At 69.6% G+C, this 15,486-nt stretch carries 14 protein-coding genes; 6 read left to right on the top strand and 8 right to left on the bottom strand.

The window, feature by feature from the left end; translation table 11 throughout:
- Positions 1-16 precede the first annotated feature (16 nt).
- Positions 17-1,027 (bottom strand): serine/threonine-protein kinase, encoded by a 1,011-nt coding sequence (locus AC6JA9_RS35950; protein ID WP_426748993.1) that lies wholly within the window; start codon positions 1,025-1,027, stop codon positions 17-19.
- A gap of 182 nt (positions 1,028-1,209) precedes the next feature.
- On the opposite strand from AC6JA9_RS35950, the gene AC6JA9_RS35955 reads away from it, so the two are divergent.
- The 4 genes from AC6JA9_RS35955 (at position 1,210) to AC6JA9_RS35970 (ending at position 5,642) form a co-directional block, all read left to right on the top strand.
- Entirely contained in the window at positions 1,210-1,416 is a 207-nt protein-coding gene (locus AC6JA9_RS35955; RefSeq protein WP_223747179.1) for a hypothetical protein, read from the top strand.
- A gap of 64 nt (positions 1,417-1,480) precedes the next feature.
- Positions 1,481-2,620 (top strand): phospholipase D-like domain-containing protein, encoded by a 1,140-nt coding sequence (locus AC6JA9_RS35960; protein WP_223747178.1) that lies wholly within the window; start codon positions 1,481-1,483, stop codon positions 2,618-2,620.
- Positions 2,621-2,742: 122 nt separating this feature from the next.
- Positions 2,743-4,266 carry a Ppx/GppA phosphatase family protein gene (locus AC6JA9_RS35965; RefSeq protein ID WP_267699495.1) on the top strand — a complete coding sequence of 508 codons (1,524 nt, stop codon included), beginning with the start codon at positions 2,743-2,745 and terminating at the stop codon, positions 4,264-4,266.
- 155 nt (positions 4,267-4,421) lie between these two features.
- Positions 4,422-5,642 (top strand): zinc-dependent alcohol dehydrogenase, encoded by a 1,221-nt coding sequence (locus tag AC6JA9_RS35970; RefSeq protein WP_223782518.1) that lies wholly within the window; start codon positions 4,422-4,424, stop codon positions 5,640-5,642.
- 11 nt (positions 5,643-5,653) lie between these two features.
- On the opposite strand, the gene AC6JA9_RS35975 is transcribed toward AC6JA9_RS35970, so the two are convergent.
- Both AC6JA9_RS35975 and AC6JA9_RS35980 read right to left on the bottom strand, forming a co-directional pair.
- Positions 5,654-6,679 carry an S-adenosylmethionine:tRNA ribosyltransferase-isomerase gene (locus AC6JA9_RS35975; RefSeq protein ID WP_497958496.1) on the bottom strand — a complete coding sequence of 342 codons (1,026 nt, stop codon included), beginning with the start codon at positions 6,677-6,679 and terminating at the stop codon, positions 5,654-5,656.
- Positions 6,676-7,398, bottom strand: a complete 723-nt coding sequence (locus tag AC6JA9_RS35980; RefSeq protein ID WP_223782520.1) for an SDR family NAD(P)-dependent oxidoreductase — start codon at positions 7,396-7,398, stop codon at positions 6,676-6,678. Before AC6JA9_RS35980 ends, AC6JA9_RS35975 begins: the two co-directional genes overlap by 4 nt.
- A gap of 91 nt (positions 7,399-7,489) precedes the next feature.
- Between AC6JA9_RS35980 and AC6JA9_RS35985 the strand changes: the two genes are divergently transcribed.
- Positions 7,490-8,047, top strand: a complete 558-nt coding sequence (locus AC6JA9_RS35985) for a helix-turn-helix domain-containing protein (RefSeq protein ID WP_046718499.1) — start codon at positions 7,490-7,492, stop codon at positions 8,045-8,047.
- A 1-nt stretch (position 8,048) separates the two neighbouring features.
- On the opposite strand, the gene AC6JA9_RS35990 is transcribed toward AC6JA9_RS35985, so the two are convergent.
- On the bottom strand, positions 8,049-8,741 hold the full coding sequence (locus AC6JA9_RS35990; protein WP_223782521.1) for a 2OG-Fe(II) oxygenase: 693 nt from the start codon (positions 8,739-8,741) through the stop codon (positions 8,049-8,051).
- Between the two features lies 1 nt (position 8,742).
- On the opposite strand from AC6JA9_RS35990, the gene AC6JA9_RS35995 reads away from it, so the two are divergent.
- Entirely contained in the window at positions 8,743-9,360 is a 618-nt protein-coding gene (locus AC6JA9_RS35995; RefSeq protein ID WP_141325308.1) for a DUF4230 domain-containing protein, read from the top strand.
- 75 nt (positions 9,361-9,435) lie between these two features.
- On the opposite strand, the gene AC6JA9_RS36000 is transcribed toward AC6JA9_RS35995, so the two are convergent.
- From AC6JA9_RS36000 to AC6JA9_RS36015, 4 genes are all read right to left on the bottom strand, one after another.
- Positions 9,436-9,720 (bottom strand): hypothetical protein, encoded by a 285-nt coding sequence (locus AC6JA9_RS36000; protein WP_408889164.1) that lies wholly within the window; start codon positions 9,718-9,720, stop codon positions 9,436-9,438.
- Positions 9,717-10,997, bottom strand: a complete 1,281-nt coding sequence (locus AC6JA9_RS36005; RefSeq protein WP_497958497.1) for a tetratricopeptide repeat protein — start codon at positions 10,995-10,997, stop codon at positions 9,717-9,719. Before AC6JA9_RS36005 ends, AC6JA9_RS36000 begins: the two co-directional genes overlap by 4 nt.
- Positions 10,998-11,474: 477 nt before the next feature.
- Complete coding sequence (locus tag AC6JA9_RS36010) at positions 11,475-12,554, bottom strand: hypothetical protein (protein ID WP_497958498.1); 1,080 nt, start codon at positions 12,552-12,554, stop codon at positions 11,475-11,477.
- A 744-nt stretch (positions 12,555-13,298) separates the two neighbouring features.
- On the bottom strand, positions 13,299-15,362 hold the full coding sequence (locus tag AC6JA9_RS36015; protein ID WP_497958499.1) for a hybrid sensor histidine kinase/response regulator: 2,064 nt from the start codon (positions 15,360-15,362) through the stop codon (positions 13,299-13,301).
- Between the last annotated feature and the right edge of the window lie 124 nt (positions 15,363-15,486).

Genomic DNA, 15,486 nt, shown 5'->3' on the forward strand with positions numbered 1-15,486 from the left:
CTGCCTCCTGTCCTCGTCAGCGCGTGAGCTGCTGGACGAGCGGCGCCCACTGCGCCTGGGTGAAGTAGAGCCCGGTGCCCGCGGCGGACGCCAGCGCCAGCGCGGCCAGCGCCCACTTGAGCTTGCCGCCGGAGCGCGAGCGCGAGGTGTCGAAGACCTCCGCCGCCGCATCCAGCTCCTGGGGCCGCAAGAGCTGCTGCGCCTCCGTCTCGGTGAGCTTCTGGCGGTGGCGCAGGAAGGCGACGAGCAGCCCCGCGTGCGACACCTGGACCTCCTGGGCGAGGAACACGTCCAGCTCGCGGCGCATGGCGGCGGCGTCCGGGAAGCGGTCCTCGGGCTTCACCTCCATGGCGCGCTGGATGATGCGCACCAGGGGCGTGGGCACGTTGGGGGCCACCTTGTTCAGCGGCGTGTACTTGCCGTCGCGGATGCGCGCGAAGACCTCGCCCGCCGTCTTGCCGTGGAAGGGCCGGGCGCCGGAGAGGGCCTCGTAGAGCAGCACGCCCAGCGAGAAGATGTCGGTGCGGCCATCCAGGGGCGCGCCCGTCACCTGCTCCGGGGACATGTACGACGGGGTGCCCACGGCCATGCCCGCCTGGGTGAGGGCCTCCAGGCCCACGTCCTTGGCGATGCCGAAGTCCATCAGCTTCACGTCGCCGGACTTGGTGAGCATGACGTTGGCGGGCTTCAGGTCGCGGTGGATGATGTGCCGGAAGTGCGCGTGGTCCAGCGCGCTGGCGATGCGCGCGGCGATGACGCCCGTGACGTCCGGGGGCAGCGGCCCTTCCTTGATGAGCGTGTGCAGGGTGGGCCCGTCCACCAGCTCCATCACCATGAACAGGCTGTCGTTCTTCTCCACCAGGTCGTAGAGCGTGACGATGTTCTGGTGACGGAAGGCGGCCAGCGCGAGCGACTCCCGACGGAAGCGGGACAGGGTCTCGCGGTCTCGCTTGCCCTCGGGCAGCAATTCCTTGATGGCCACCTCGCGCTGAATCATCTCGTGGAGGCCGCGATACACGACGGCCATCCCACCTCGGCCCAGCTCTCCGAGCACTCGATACGCGCCAATCTTGCGATGACGCACGCTTCTTTCCGCGGCAGGCACGTGCGAAGGGTACAGAAGTGGACGCGCACCGTCGATGTCTCACGTGGCCGCTTCGACACCCGCCGGGTCCAGGTCCACAGGCCCCCGCTTTCCCCCTCGACACCATGACACTTCGTCTGCTCGCCCCCCTCCTCGCCCTCTGCATGTTCGGTGGCTGCATCGTCCACCGGGACGTGCACCACGACCACCGTCCGTCCAAGTCGAAGAAGTCCAAACACAACAGCAAGCAGTGCCACCCGAGCCAGTACTGGGACGGCGACGAGTGCCGTCACAAGGGCAAGGGCAAGGGAGCACGCAAGCACGACGGGTGAAGTCCCCCGCTTCCACCCGGGGCCCGTCCCCCTCCGCCCGGGAGAGTTGTAGGGTGGCCAGGTGATGCGTCCCGAAGCCGCCGTCCTCCCGTCGCCCGTCCCCGCCCCCGTCCCCGGAGCGCTCGCTCCGGAGCGGGAGGATGAGCGGTGCACGCTGCTGGACGGCGGGACGGAGGCGTATCCCCGGATGCTGGAGGCCATCTCCTTCGCCCGGCATCGCATCCACCTGGAGGTCTACACCTTCGAGCGCGAGGGCGTGGGCGCGCTCTTCGTGGACGCGCTCGTCGCCGCGGCGAAGCGGGGCGTGTCGGTGAAGGTGGTGGTGGACGGCTGGGGCAGCATCGGCAACAGCGCGTACCTCACCCAGACGCTGCGGGCCGCGGGCGCGAAGGTGCGGGTGTACAACCCGCTCACGTCGCTGTGCCTGGGGCGCTCGTGGCGCAACCACCGCAAGATATTGCTCGTCGACGACACGGTGGCGTTCCTGGGTGGCATCAACATCGGGGATGCGTATGCGGCGAAGGGGGACGTGCCCGGGTGGGCGGACCTGGCGGTGGAGCTGCGAGGCGACATCTGCCGGCAGCTCGGCGAGAAGCTCACCGCGGGCGCGGCGGCGCTGACGTCCGGCCAGGTGCGCCTGTTCCTGTCCGGCTTCGCGGGAGGCCACCGGCTGAGGAGGCGCTACCTGTCCGCCATCGACGGCGCGAAGCACGAGGTGCTGCTCGCCCACGCGTACTTCCTGCCCGACGCGGCCTTCGTGCGGGCGCTGACGCGCGCGGCGCGCCGGGGCGTGCGGGTGTCGCTGCTGCTCGCGGGCCGCAGCGACGTCATCTTCGCCAGGGCCGCCACCATGCGGCTGTACGGCACCTTCCTGCGCGCGGGCGTGAGCATCCACGAGTGGACCGCGTCCACGCTGCACGCCAAGGCGGCGGTGGTGGATGGGCAGACGCTGCTCGTGGGCAGCTTCAACCTGGACCCGCTCTCGCTCGTGAATCTGGAGACGCTGGTGGAGGCCGAGGAGCCCGGCGTGGCGGCGCAGGCGGCGCTGTGGCTGGAGAAGCACGTGGCGATGTCCCGGCACGTGCTGCTCGAGCAATGCGGCCGCTCGGGGCTGCAGCGGTGGCTGCTGGACGTCGTGGGCCTGGCGGTGGCGCGCTTCGCGGAGCGCTTCGCCAGCTTCATCGGCCGGCGTCGCAAGCGCTGAAGCCCCCTGGCGTCACGTGGACGTCACACGGGCAGTGGGGAGCGCTCCGCCGAGTGGTCGCTCCCGTCGATGACGTGCTGCGCGGGGCGTCCGGGGGCTCTACACTGCGCTGACGCCCGACCATGCCAAGACGCCACCCCCTCCAGCCCGTACTCGCCGCCATCGACGTGGGGACGAACGCCGTCCGCTTGGAGCTCGCCCGGCCGGATGCCGACGGGGCGCTCGAGACGCTGCACCAGGAGCGAGACCCCATCCGTCCCGGTGAGGGCGTCTTCGCCACGGGCACCATGCCGGAGGCCACCGCCCAGCGGCTGCTCTCCACGCTGCGCCGGTACTCAGCGCTGTGCCGCCGTCACAAGGCGCAGGTGCGCGCGGTGGCCACCAGCGCCCTGCGCGAGGCGCGCAACGCCCCGGACATCGTCCGCCGCGTGCGCGAGGAGTCGGGCCTCAACCTGGAGGTCGTCAGCGGCAAGGAGGAGGCGCGCCTCATCTGCCTGGGCGTGCTGCACCGCAAGCCGCCGGGCACCCGCTCGCTGCTCATCGACATCGGCGGGGGCAGCACGGAGGTGGCCACCGCCGTGGGCGAGCGGCCCGACAACCTGTGGAGCCTGGGGCTGGGCTCGGTGCGGCTCACGGAGGTGTTCGACGCGTCGCGCACGGTGACGACGAAGCAGCTGCGGCTGATGCGCGGCTTCGTGTCGGAGGTGCTGGGCAAGACGCTGCCGCCCAAGCTGCCGCACCTGCCCCGGGTGGCGCTCGGCTCGTCGGGCACCATCAACGCGGTGGTGTCCTTCGCCGCGGCGGAGAACAGCGGCAACGCCACCGTGCGCCAGCTCACGCAGACGGTGGAGGCGCTGGCGCAGATGCCGGTGGAGCGGCGCAGGAAGCGCTTCGACCCCAAGCGCGCGGACATCATCGTCTCCGGCGCCGTCATCCTCGAGGGCGTGGCGAAGTACCTGGGCGTGGAGTCGGTCAGCGTCGTCAACCGAGGCCTGCGCGACGGCATCCTGGTGGACCTGCTCTACCGCCAGGAGGCGCACCACCCACCGGACGACCACAGCCTGTCCGACGCGGCCATCGCCATGGGCCAGCGCTTCTTCTTCGACGAGAAGCACGCCAAGCAGGTGACGCGGCTGGCGCTGCGGCTCTTCGATGACCTGGCCGCCCTGCACCAGCTGCCGCTGTCGGTGCGCCCGTATCTGGAGACGGCCGCGCTGCTGCACGACATCGGCCACGCGGTGAACTACGAGCGGCACCACAAGCACACGTACTACCTCATCCGGCACGCGGACATCCCGGGCCTGTCGGACCGCGAGCGGGAGCTGGTGGCCCGTGTGGCGCGCTACCACCGCAGGAGCCCTCCGGAGCTGGCGCACTCGGGCATGGCGGGGCTGACGCCCACCGAGGCCCGCACCGTGCGCAAGCTCGCCACCCTGCTGCGCGTGGCCAACTCGCTGGACCACAGCCACCACCAGCCCATCAAGGACTTCCGCGCCACCAACGGCCGTGACGGCGTGGCGCTGCACCTGCACGCGCGTCAGCCGGTGGACCTGGAGCTGTGGAACGCGGAGCGCGAGGTGGTGCCCTTCCGCCGCGTCTTCGGCCGCAAGCTCACCTTCCACGTGCACCACACCGCGGGACGCTGACGCACGGCCCCCCGGCTGCTGGCCGGAAGAGGAGGCTGTGCGCGCTTTGCTCCCACCCGGACGGATGCCCACGCTGCAAGGCGTGTGGGTCCGTCCGCGGGCGGGCCCTTTCGTCTTTCCAGACACGGGCCCCCGGCGGGGGAAGGAGCAGTCCGATGAAGGCCATCGTATTCCATGGGATTGGGGACATCCGGCTCGACGACGTGGAGGAGCCCCGGCTGGAGAAGCCCACGGACGCCATCGTCAAGCTGTCGGCGAGCGCCATCTGTGGCACGGACCTGCACATGATTCGCGGGACGATGCCGGGGATGAAGCCGGGCACCATCCTGGGCCACGAGGGCGTGGGCTACATCGAGGCGCTCGGCGACGACGTGCGCAACTTCAACGTGGGCGACCGCGTGGTCATCCCGTCCACCATCGCCTGCGGCAACTGCGTGTACTGCCGCGCGGGCTACCATTCGCAGTGCAACGACGCGAACCCCAACGGCGCCGCCGCGGGCACGGCCTTCTTCGGAGGCCCCGCGCCGACGGGCCCCTTCCACGGCATGCAGGCGGAGAAGGTGCGCGTGCCCTTCGCCAACGCGGGGCTGGTGCGGATTCCGGACGGCGTCACCGACGAGCAGGCCATCCTCGTCTCCGACATCTTCCCGACGGGCTACTTCGGCGCGGAGCTGGCGGAAATCAAGCCGGGCGACACCGTGGCGGTGTTCGGCTGCGGCCCGGTGGGGTTGTTCGCCATCGTCAGCGCGAAGCTCCTCGGCGCCGGCCGCGTCTTCGCCATCGACTGCCACGAGGACCGGCTGGACCTGGCGCGGGCGCAGGGCGCGGAGGTCATCAACTTCGATGAAGAGGAGCCGGTGGCGACGCTCTTGCGCCTGACGAACGGCATCGGCGTGGACCGGGCCATCGACGCGGTGGGCGTGGACGCGGTGCACGCGCACGCGGGCCCCGCGGCGAAGGAGGCCCACGCGCAGAAGGCGGAGCACAAGCGCGAGGTGAAGGAGGCCGCGCCCAAGACGAACCCGGACGGCGACAACTGGGTGCCCGGCGACGCGCCCGCGCAGGTGCTCCAGTGGGCAGTGGAGGGCCTGGCCAAGGCGGGCACCCTGTCCATCATCGGCGTCTACCCGCAGCAGGTGCGCACGTTCCCCATCGGCGCGGCGATGAACAAGAACCTCACCCTGCGCATGGGCAACTGCAACCACCGCAAGTACATCCCCCGGCTGCTGGAGCTGGTGCGCACCGGCGAGGTGGACCCCACGGCCATCCTCTCGCACGTGGAGCCCATGGCCAGCGCGCTGGACGCCTACCGCAACTTCGACCTGCGCAAGCCCGGCTGGGTGAAGGTGGAGCTGGAGCCCTCGCAGCTCCAGTGAGCCGTGGGCCCTCACGTGTCCAGGATGAGGCACGAGTCCCCGAACTCGTGCCCCAGGTAGCCCTTCGCCTCCGCGTGCGCGGCCACGTCTCCGAGCAGGGACAGTGGAGCGAAGGCCTGGAGCAGCGCGTGGTGGCTGGTGCCCGGCTCGTGCATGCCCGTGAGCAGGCCGTCCACCACGCGCGGCACGAAGCCCGGCCCCAGGAGGAGGTCCGTCACCGACTCTCCCGCCACGAGCCTTCCGCCATTCATCGCCGCCCTGCCCTCCAGCGCGCGCACCACCGTGGTGCCCACCGCGACGACGCGTCCTCCCTCCGCGCGCGTGGCCTCCACCTGGGCCACGGTGACGGCGGGGATGTCCGAGCGCTCGGGCCGGGGCAGCGCCGCGTCCAGCACCGCGTCCCCGGTGGAGGACAGGCCCGCCGCGTGGGTGAGTGACGCGAGCCGCACGCCGCGACGGCGCAGGGCGAGCAGCAGGTTCCAGGTGAGGGGCAGTCCCGCCGAGGGCGCCTCCACGGCCCAGGGCCTGGCGCCGTAGCCCGTCTGCACGTGCCACAGGGACAGGGGCGCCAGGGTGTGCGCGTACTGCACGGGGCGGCCACCCTGGTAGAGCGCGGACCAGAGCTCGGCGCCGTCGTCCTCGAAGGCCACGCGCAACAGGCGCGGCGAGGGCGGCAGCACCTCCACCACCCGCGCGGAAAGGCCCACGACGGTGAAGCGCGCCCCGGCTTCGAGCACGGGCGGCGAGGGGCGGTCCTCGGTGCGCTTGCGCCAATCCCCCGCGCCGAAGAGCACGGCGAGCCACGTGCCGTCCGGTTCGTGCGACAGCAGGCGCAGCTCGATGCGCTCCGCGGCCGCCGTGCGCCCCTGCAGCGAGGCGGGGAACGTGGCCGCGTCGTTCACCACCAGCAGGTCCTTGTCGCGCAGGAGCGAGGGCAGCTCCCTCAGGTGGGCGTCCTGGAAGCGGCGAGCTCGGGGCTCCACGTGCAACAGCCGCCCTTCCTCCGGGTGGTCTCCAGGCCAGCGCGCGGGCTTCATGCGGCCTCCAGGCGCGCGGCTTCCAGTCGGGAGCCGCTGGGGGGAAGCGGGCGCTCCACGAGCGTGACGATTCGGGCGGCCACGTCCTCGGGCCGGGCGAGCGTGGAGCGGTCCGCGTCCGGTATCGCGTCGGCGTGCATGCGCGTGTCCATCTCGCCCGGGTCCACGCTGAGGAAGTGCACCCCTGTGCCCTCCAGCTCCGCGGCCCAGATGCGGCCCAGGTGCTCCAGCGCGCTCTTGGAGACGCTGTAGGCGCCCCAGCGCGGATAGGACGCCACCGCCGCGTCGGAGGTGATGGTCACCACCAGCCCGCCCCCGCGCACCACCATGTTGCCCACCACCGCCTTGGAGAGCCGGAAGGGTCCCACCAGGTTGACCTCGAGCACGCGCTGCAGGTCCTCGCACGCGGTGTCGAGCAGCAGCGGCAGCGGCGTGGGCCCCAGCGTGCTCGCGTTGTGCACCAGCACGTCCACGGGCCCCACCAGCGACGCCGCCACGCCCACCAGCCGGTAGATGGACTCCTTGTCGCCCACGTCGTAGGCGAGCCCGTGCGCCTCAAGTCCCTCTGCGCGCAGGGCCTCGGCCACGGCCTCCATCGGTTGCGCGTGCCGGGCCACGCCCACCACCCGCGCGCCCCGACGCGCGAAGTGGCCCATCAGGGCCTTGCCCAGCCCCTGGCTCGCGCCCGTCACCAGGACTGCCTTTCCCTTCAAGTCCATTCGGATGTCCTCCTTGCCGGGAGGGATAGCCAAGGGACGTTGATGAAATGGCGTCCACGCCAATCCTTTGGCAGATTGCCATCCCATGCCCCTGGAAGAAGAGGACCTGCCGAGCCGGCTCGCCCGCAACATCCGGACGCTGCGCGAGACGCGAGGCGCCACGCAGGCCCAGCTGTCGAAGCTCGCCGGAGTGCCCCGGGCCACGTGGGCGAATCTGGAATCAGGGACGTCCAACCCCACCCTGTCCGTGCTGCACCGCGTGGCCTCCGCGCTCCAGGTGTCCCTGGAGGAGTTGGTGGCCAAGCCTCGGGCCAGCGCGCGGCACTATCCGCGCGACAGCCTGACGACGCGGGTGCGGGGCGCGGGGCAGCTTCGCAAGCTGCTGCCGGACCCGCTGCCGGGCATGGAGTTCGACCGGGTGGAGCTGCCCTCGGGCGTGCGAATCACGGGCGTGCCCCACACGCCGGGCACCCGGGAGTACCTGGCCTGTGAGTCGGGCGAGCTGGTGCTGGTGGCCAGCGGCGAGCGCTTCCTGCTCAAGCCCGGGGACGTGGTCGTCTTCCGGGGAGACCAGAAGCACTCGTACGAGAACCCGGGCACACGCACGGCGGTGGGCTACTCCGTCGTGCTGCTCGCGCCGCCGTTGTGAGTCAGCCCGCGTCGCGACCGTAGAACCAGGCGGTGAGCGCCAGGCGGTGGGCGTGGGTGGGTAGCACCTCGTGCTCGATGCGCTCGCTCAGGAAGACGACCAGGGTGTCGAGCCTCGGCGGCACGTCCACGGGGGATTCTCCCTCGGGGTGCAGGCGGAGCAGGCCTCCGTGCTCGGCGCGCCAGTCCGGGTTGGCGTACCAGATGGCCGTGGCCCTGCGGTTGGACTTGCCGGGGAAGGCGTCGAAGTGGCGTGAGTAGTGCGCTCCGCCGCCGGGATAGCAGGCGAGCTGGAGGTCGAAGCGTCCCAGGCCCAGGTACGCGCCCGCCGAGAGCGCCTGGCCGAGCTGCTCGAACTGCCGCCAGAGGGCGCCGAGCGCCGAGTCGGGCTCAGGCGTCACCCAGCCGATGAGGTCTCCCCTCACGCGGGTGTCGAGCGTCCGGTCCGCGCCTCTCCGGATGCCCGCGGCATGAAGTACTCCGGATTCCGCCCTCGCCAGCGCTTCTGCCCGCGCCGCGAGGGCTGCTTCATCCCCGAGGAAAGCCGGGCGCGTGAAATACCCCCGCGCGCCCAGCGCCTCCACTTCCTGGACCGACAACTCCACACGTGCTCCTTCCAGCAGCGTGCCGACTCCACCTGGGCGCACGGTGCCCCAGACGCGGGCGGCGCGGAAGGGGATAAACTCGGGGGCCATGATGACGCACCTCACGCGAATCCTCGCCGTCCTGCTGGGCATCGCGGCCGGAGCCCTGGGGGCCGGCTGGCTGCTCAGGCCCCGCATCCCCGCTCCGCCGGACACCGCGTCCGTGGTGAGCCAGATGCGCGAGGTGGCGCGGCTGGAGACGCTGGAGGTCGCGCTCTACAAGAAGGTGTCCTTCACGCCCGAGCCGCAGGTGACGGATGCGCTGTGGAAGGACGTGATGAACTGGGCGCGGCACGCCATCCAGAATCCGCACGGCCGCGCCATCGTGTTCGCGGATGCGTACCTGGGGTTCGACTTCCAGCGGTTCGGTCCGTCGAACCTGCACGTGGCGGGGACGAAGGTGTACGTGGTGATGCCGCCCATCGATGTGCGGGTGGCGCTGCGGCCGGGGGAGACGGAGGTCATCGACTCCAACCTGGACAGCGATCAGACGGCGCAGTTGCTGGAGAAGGCGCGGCTCGCGTTCGAGCGGGAGGTGCGCGCGGACACGCGACTGCAGCAGCGGGCGCGTGACTCCGCCGAGCGGGCGCTGCGCGCGCTGCTCGTCACCGTGGGCTATCGCGAGGTGTTGTTCGTGGAGCGGTTGCCGATGTCCGCCACCGCGGGGTGAGGCGGCTGGCACTTCGCCCCACCCACGCCATTCACCGAACGACGGACTTCCGAGCCTTGAGGCTTCGCGCTCGGGTCACTCTGGCGGCAGGTCGCGCTCAGCGTCCTTCAGCCAGCTCTCGAATCCTTTTCGTTGAACTCGCGCGTACCCTTCGTCCTTCACACGGATGTCCGCGTCGATGAGGTAGTGCCAGACAATCTCCTCCAGGTCGAAGGAGGCCTGGACGGAGCGCAGTCGCTTCATCAGGGCGATGGCCTCGTCCTCCCAGGGTCCAAGGCTCTTCTTGTCCGTGGGCTCATGCTCGAACAGCCTCCGCATCGTCCGCAGGGCGGAGACCCACTCCGGGGAGGGCGCACTCATGAACGCCCCTCCTCGAGTCCAGGAGCAGCGGAGAGCCCTTCCTCGGTCAGCAGGAACAGCCCCGCGATTCCCTCGGAGGTCGGCAAGAGCTCCGCGAGCACACCTCGGGCCGAAGCATCCGAGGCCCTGGCGACGAGCGTCATCTCGCGCCGCACCAGGGACACGTACAGCGCGCCTTCGCCCACCTGGTCCGTGAGCAGCCGTCGCTGCCCCGCCGTGAGCATCCGCGCGCCGTCCAGCCCATCCCCGCCAGCCACCGCCCACAGGCCGGAGAAGCCCTCCGCCAGCCGCACCTCGCCCCGGTCGATGATGACGGGCTTCACGGGCGCGGGCTCCAGGTTCCTCCACGCCGCCGCGTCCACCGCCTCCACCGTCAGGCCCGAGTCCTTCAGCGCCGACTCCGGCAGGTAGCGCACGAAGTCCGCGTCCTCCAGCACATAGAAGACCGAGAGCCCCGCGGGCCCCTCACGGTGCAGCGCCCCCACCGCCTTCGCCGCGAAGTCCGCCGGACGAAGCACGGGCCGAAGCCTCGCCTCCAGCGACGCCGCATCCGACGCCCCGAGCCCCGAGTCCAGTCCGCCCAGCCGCGCCGCCAGCGCCTCGACATAGGCCGCCAGCCCCTGCGTGCCCGGCGCCTCCTGATAGGCCGCGTACAGCGAGCCCAGGTCCACGCGCCCCACTCCGCCCGAGGCCAGCTTCACCAGCAGGTCCTTGCCCTGTCGACGGAACGCCACGCGCGCCCGGGTGAGCGCCCCCGCCAGCGCGGCGGTGAACTCCGGCCGGAGCACCTGCTCCTGGGGCACCGGCGGCGGAGGTAGGTCCGCGGCCTCCAGTTCCTCCTTCAACAGCCGCGCCTCCGCGTCGAACGGATCCCTCGCCAGCGCGTCCTTCACGTAGGCCTGGACCTTGTCCATCTCGCCCCTGCGCAGGGCCAGCACGGCCAGCACCTTGAGGACCTCCGGGTCGTCCGGCTCCCGCGCGCGCACCTGTCGGAGCAGCGCCTCCGCGTCCCCGTGCCGCTCCAACCCCAGGAGCGCCCGGGCGAGCCCCAGTTGCACCGGGACGTGCTGGGGAAAGTCCCGCCGCAGGGCCTCCAGGAGCGGCAGGGCCTCACGCTCCGCGCCCGCGTTGATGAGGGCGTGCGCCACCGCCAGGCGCGGCGTCGGCCCGTCCTCGTCCCTCACCCGCGCGCGCAGCACCTCCATCTCCGCGTCACTCAGGACCTCGCCCGCCTCCACCTTGCGGCGGATGCGCTCCACTTCCAGCAAGAAGCTCACGTCCGCGACTCTAGACGCCCAGGCCCGATTCAAGAACCACCCCGCACCGCGCCCGCGACCCAACGCCAGACACACACTCCGCGATGCCAGGGAATGTCCACCGGCTGAATGGACAAACAACCCACCAGGAAACACTCACATGCCCTGATGTTGGATGGTGGGTGGAAGGTCCTGCGGGCACCATGCCGGTCCTGGCTTGGCGCATGACGGCGCGATGTGAAGGCCGCGGTGGAGGGCCGACGGCGGCCCCTGTCGGTGCTCCACCGCGGAACAGTAACAACAGGACACCTCCTTGCGGGTAAGGGACCGAGGTGTGCCGCAATTAGGGAGAGACCGTCCAGCCATGGAGTGGCCGCCGAAGAGCGAGAGCCGGGTTGAGTCCACAGCAACTCCGTAGACGTGCCAAGGATCGTGGCGCCACCCTGGCGGATAGGTGGCTAGCGAGTGGCATCTGCTCTTTCTTCAGTCCCGCTTTTGCTAAGACCCATCGAGGGCAGCCATCATCTTACGGCCCACCAAGTGCGAGAGACTCATCGCAGCAACTTTCTTCCATTCCGAATCAGGCAGCCCCACATCCGAAGGCCGATTTGCCTCCTCCTCCGTTGGAGACGTTTCGGTCCACATGCGGTACATACGTGGAATGTCCGTCCCGAGTGCAGCGTAGAATCCGGAGGGTTCGATGAAGTCCGGCGTTCGCTTGAGCTCGTACTGCCGCTTTCCGCGCCGCGTGAGCTTCAGCGACCCACCAGGACGGATGGGAACACGAAAGATCGCCGGGTGGAACACCTCCCACCACGAGAACGGACCGCCTGCACCGGCCACGACGTTTGAGCGCGGATCGTGCAAGACAAGAGGATTGGGCGCAATGAGGGACCAGTCGACCAACACCTTGATGGTATAGGCGCGATCCTTCGGCGAGAGGCGATAGACCTCATGCTTAAAAACGTGACCATCGTCCGTGATCAACCCGGCAATGGTTCCCTCGGGAGCCATGCCAACTTCCAGCATGTCACTCGGCCCAATCAGCTTCGCGACACTCGTGAAATACGCGTGGTGGGGTGAAACAAGCTCAGTCATCCCCTGGAAGTTCCACTTGCTTGGAAGAAAGCGAAGTGTGCCATCGATGCCCTTAGCACCAGTCTGGGTCGTATGATGGAAGAAGCACACCTTCGTTCCCTCAGTCGGCAATGCGAACAAGGAGCCGAACGGGTCTCCGTCCAAGAACGCTTCCACCTCAAGTTCATAAGCCCCCAGCGTCCAGAGCCCATTCGGATCCTTTTTGTCTCGAAAGTAGATGAAAGCTCGGATGGTTGGCGTCAGCATCATCTCCACAGACACCCATCCCTCATTGTACGAGACTCCATCAATCGACATGGGGCGCAGAAACCGCCCCTCATGAATGAGCCCCACGGGATAGTGAATGACTCCAGCGGGCGTCGTTGCGATGAGAATACGTGCCCTGAGCTGCGCCTTCCGCTGAGGGTAGGTCTCCGAGGTGAAGTGCCGGTATGTCTCCAAGCGCTTCTCAGTGGCATTCGTAACGTACTTGTCGAGCAAGACTCGGCGGAGTTCTGCGTCGGGGGTATCTCCATGGCAGCGCTCTCTGCGACGTCCGCTTCCGCAGCGACAGTTCATAGGCATTTGCGATGTCTCTTTCCGAGTAACTGCTTAGTTTTTTGCCCTGCAATAATAGTGTCAAAATAACACTATGTCAATGCACCCTGATCGTGCCGCTCTCCTCCGCCGAGCACGTCCCTGTGGAGGGCCGGGGCATGGGCGACAAAGGGCAGTATCGAGAATTGTGGAATGGTGCGTACAGGTAGGTGGAATAGGGGCCACGGTTGCTACGTGAAGGGCGTGGGGCGCACAGGAAGCAGGAGCAGCCTTCTGGCTTTATTCGCAGTCCGCACTACATGGATTGCCGGACGTCCACCTTGCTCGCCAGGAAGGCCCCAGAAGGGGCTCGCACCATAAAGGGCTGACGCAGCCGAAGTGGAGCGGCTACGCGCAGAGGGAGCCTGCGGTGGGCAGTGCTCCGGTACTAGCAGTACAGGAGTATCAAGCGCCTTCAGCTACCTAGAGGTTGAGGATGCAGTAGATGGCCACTCCATGCCTCAGGTTCGCCAGTACCCATGAGCCTGCCCCTACCCTCAGCACAGCAGAAGAAGTCCACCTTGAAAACGCTGCGCATGAGATCCACCTGTTCGAGCCTCTACATGCGCTGACACCTCCACATATGCCCACCTCTGCTTTCAAGCAGCGATGCCACGCATGAGCCTTACGTGATCACCCTGAAGCAGATCAGTGCTGGGAGTCAGGCCCCGGGCTGGCGGGGGCCTCCTCGTCCGACGACGTGTCCTCATCCTCCCCACTGTCCGTCTGCGCGAGGAAGTCATCCAGCGCGCCCACGTCGATGGGCTTGCGGAACACCGCGTCCACCAGGGCCAGGTTGGCCCGGTTCTGTCCGCGCACGTCCATGCCGGTGACGATGGCGAGCAGCGCCTGGGGTGACTTCTCCCGCAGCTCGCGCGCCAGCTCCCAGCCGCTCATCTCCGGCATCACCGCGTCCAGCAGGGCCGCGTCGTAGCGGCGCCGGTCCCACATGCCCAACGCCACCGTCGGGTCATGCGCCACCTGCACCTCGTAGCCCTCTTCGCCCAGGACCTCGGCCATCATCCGCGCGTTGTCCAGGTCATCGTCCACCACCAGCACGCGCCGCGTCTTCTGGAAGCGCCGGGGCGCCGACACCGGGGGCCGCGTCACGCTCTCCGGAGGCGGTGTGGGCTCACTGGGCGACTGCACACGCACCCGGGGCAGCCGCACCACGAACGTCGCGCCGCTCCCCGAAGACACGTTCTCCGCCGTCAGCTCGCCGCCCCAGCGCTGCACCTGCGCCCGCGCCACGGCCAGGTACAAGGACAGCTGCGGCGCCCCCGGGTCCCTGCGCAGCGGGTCGAACAGGTGCGACAGCTCCTCCGACGCATACGACGGGCCCTGGTCCTGGATGCGCAGCGAGAGCCACGCGGGGCCCTCCTCGCGCGTCGTCACCTTCAGGTGCCCGCCCTCCTCCATCCTGTCCCGCGCCGCGAGCAGCAGGTTCACCACCAGCTCGCGGAAGAAGGCCGCGTCCGCGCGCACCGCCCCCGGGTCGTGAAGGTCCAGCTCCACGTACACCGGGTGCTCGCGCTGCTCCAGCTCGCCGCGCGCCAGCTCCAGCGACTCGCGCACCGTCTGGTCCACCTTCACGTCGACGGGACGCTCCTCGGTGCGCTGGACGTTGAACTCCTGCAGCCGCGCCACCAGCTCGCCAATCTGCTGCACCGTCTTGTCGAGCGCGTCCAGGTGCTCGGGCTTGTACTCGCGCTGCAACAGCGTGATTCGCAGCCGCAGCACGTTGAGGAAGTTGTTGAGCGCGTGCGCCGCGCCACCCGCCAGCTGCCCCAGCGCCTGCTGACGCGTGCGCTGCAACAGCCGCCCCTGCAGCCGGCGAAGCTCCCCGTACGCGCTCTCCAGCGCCTTGGTCTTGTTCGCCGACTCCGTGCGGTCCGTGAAGGTCTGGATGGCGCCCGCGAGTTCGCCCTCCTCCTCCCACACGGGCGTGGCGCTCATCTCCAGCGTCACCTCGCCGCCGCCGGGGCGCTCCACCACCATCATCACCCCGCGCACCGGGCCCTGCTCCTTCAGCGCGCGCACGAAGGGCATGTCCGCGACCTTGAAGGGCTCACCCGAGGCGTGCCGCGCGTTCACCTGCGTCAGCACCGGCGCGAGCGTGTTCACCGCGCGCCCGCCCACCACCGCGCGCATCGGCACGCCCATCAGCCGGCTCACCGGAGGCGTGGCGAAGGACACCGTGCCGTCCACCTCCGCCAGGAGGATGCCCACGTCCACGTGGTTGAGCACCGACTCCATCACCGCCGCTTCCCGGAAGCGCACCTCCTCCGTCTTTAGAATCCGCGCGTACGACGCCTGCGCCGCCGCGTCCCCCTCCCACACCAGCTCCGCGATGAGGCCCGCCACCTCGGGCTCAATCAGCCCACCGTGGTGGCGCGCGTAGACGTGCAGCAGCACCTCCTCCAGCGACTTGAACTCGCGGGTGAGGTCCTCGGACTCGAAGTTCTGCGTGTACCGGTCCGCGCCGTGCGAGCGCGCCACCTCCGGCCACAGCCGCACCGCGTCCTCGCCCCGGTCCTTGAGCAGCCGCGCCATCTCCCCCACCAGTCGCCGCAGGGGAGCGCGCAAGTCGCGGCCCGGAATCTCCACCTCGTACACCTCCGCGCGCAGACGCTTCGCCCACAGGCGCGTCACACGCTCCTGCTCTCCCTGGAGCAGCTCCGACAAGGCTTCGATGGGGTCGAGACGGGCCACGTTGAAAAGCCAAGGTGTGCATGGCCGCCCGCCATGGCCACCCAGGCGCCCGCCCGCCTGCCCGTCCCCGACGCCGTCCAGACACGTCCGGTCGGCTGCCCCTCGACGGGCCGTTCGCGGAAGG

The sequence above is a fragment of the Myxococcus sp. MH1 genome (assembly GCF_059738865.1).

What these genes read in the sequence shown, in the direction of transcription:
- AC6JA9_RS35950 (WP_426748993.1), bottom strand. Translation starts at nt 1,027, where the DNA reads ATGGCCGTCGTGTATCGCGGCCTCCACGAGATGATTCAGCGCGAGGTG.
- AC6JA9_RS35955 (WP_223747179.1), top strand. Translation starts at nt 1,210, where the DNA reads ATGACACTTCGTCTGCTCGCCCCCCTCCTCGCCCTCTGCATGTTCGGT.
- AC6JA9_RS35960 (WP_223747178.1), top strand. Translation starts at nt 1,481, where the DNA reads ATGCGTCCCGAAGCCGCCGTCCTCCCGTCGCCCGTCCCCGCCCCCGTC.
- AC6JA9_RS35965 (WP_267699495.1), top strand. Translation starts at nt 2,743, where the DNA reads ATGCCAAGACGCCACCCCCTCCAGCCCGTACTCGCCGCCATCGACGTG.
- AC6JA9_RS35970 (WP_223782518.1), top strand. Translation starts at nt 4,422, where the DNA reads ATGAAGGCCATCGTATTCCATGGGATTGGGGACATCCGGCTCGACGAC.
- AC6JA9_RS35975 (WP_497958496.1), bottom strand. Translation starts at nt 6,679, where the DNA reads ATGAAGCCCGCGCGCTGGCCTGGAGACCACCCGGAGGAAGGGCGGCTG.
- AC6JA9_RS35980 (WP_223782520.1), bottom strand. Translation starts at nt 7,398, where the DNA reads ATGGACTTGAAGGGAAAGGCAGTCCTGGTGACGGGCGCGAGCCAGGGG.
- AC6JA9_RS35990 (WP_223782521.1), bottom strand. Translation starts at nt 8,741, where the DNA reads ATGGCCCCCGAGTTTATCCCCTTCCGCGCCGCCCGCGTCTGGGGCACC.
- AC6JA9_RS35995 (WP_141325308.1), top strand. Translation starts at nt 8,743, where the DNA reads ATGACGCACCTCACGCGAATCCTCGCCGTCCTGCTGGGCATCGCGGCC.
- AC6JA9_RS36000 (WP_408889164.1), bottom strand. Translation starts at nt 9,720, where the DNA reads ATGAGTGCGCCCTCCCCGGAGTGGGTCTCCGCCCTGCGGACGATGCGG.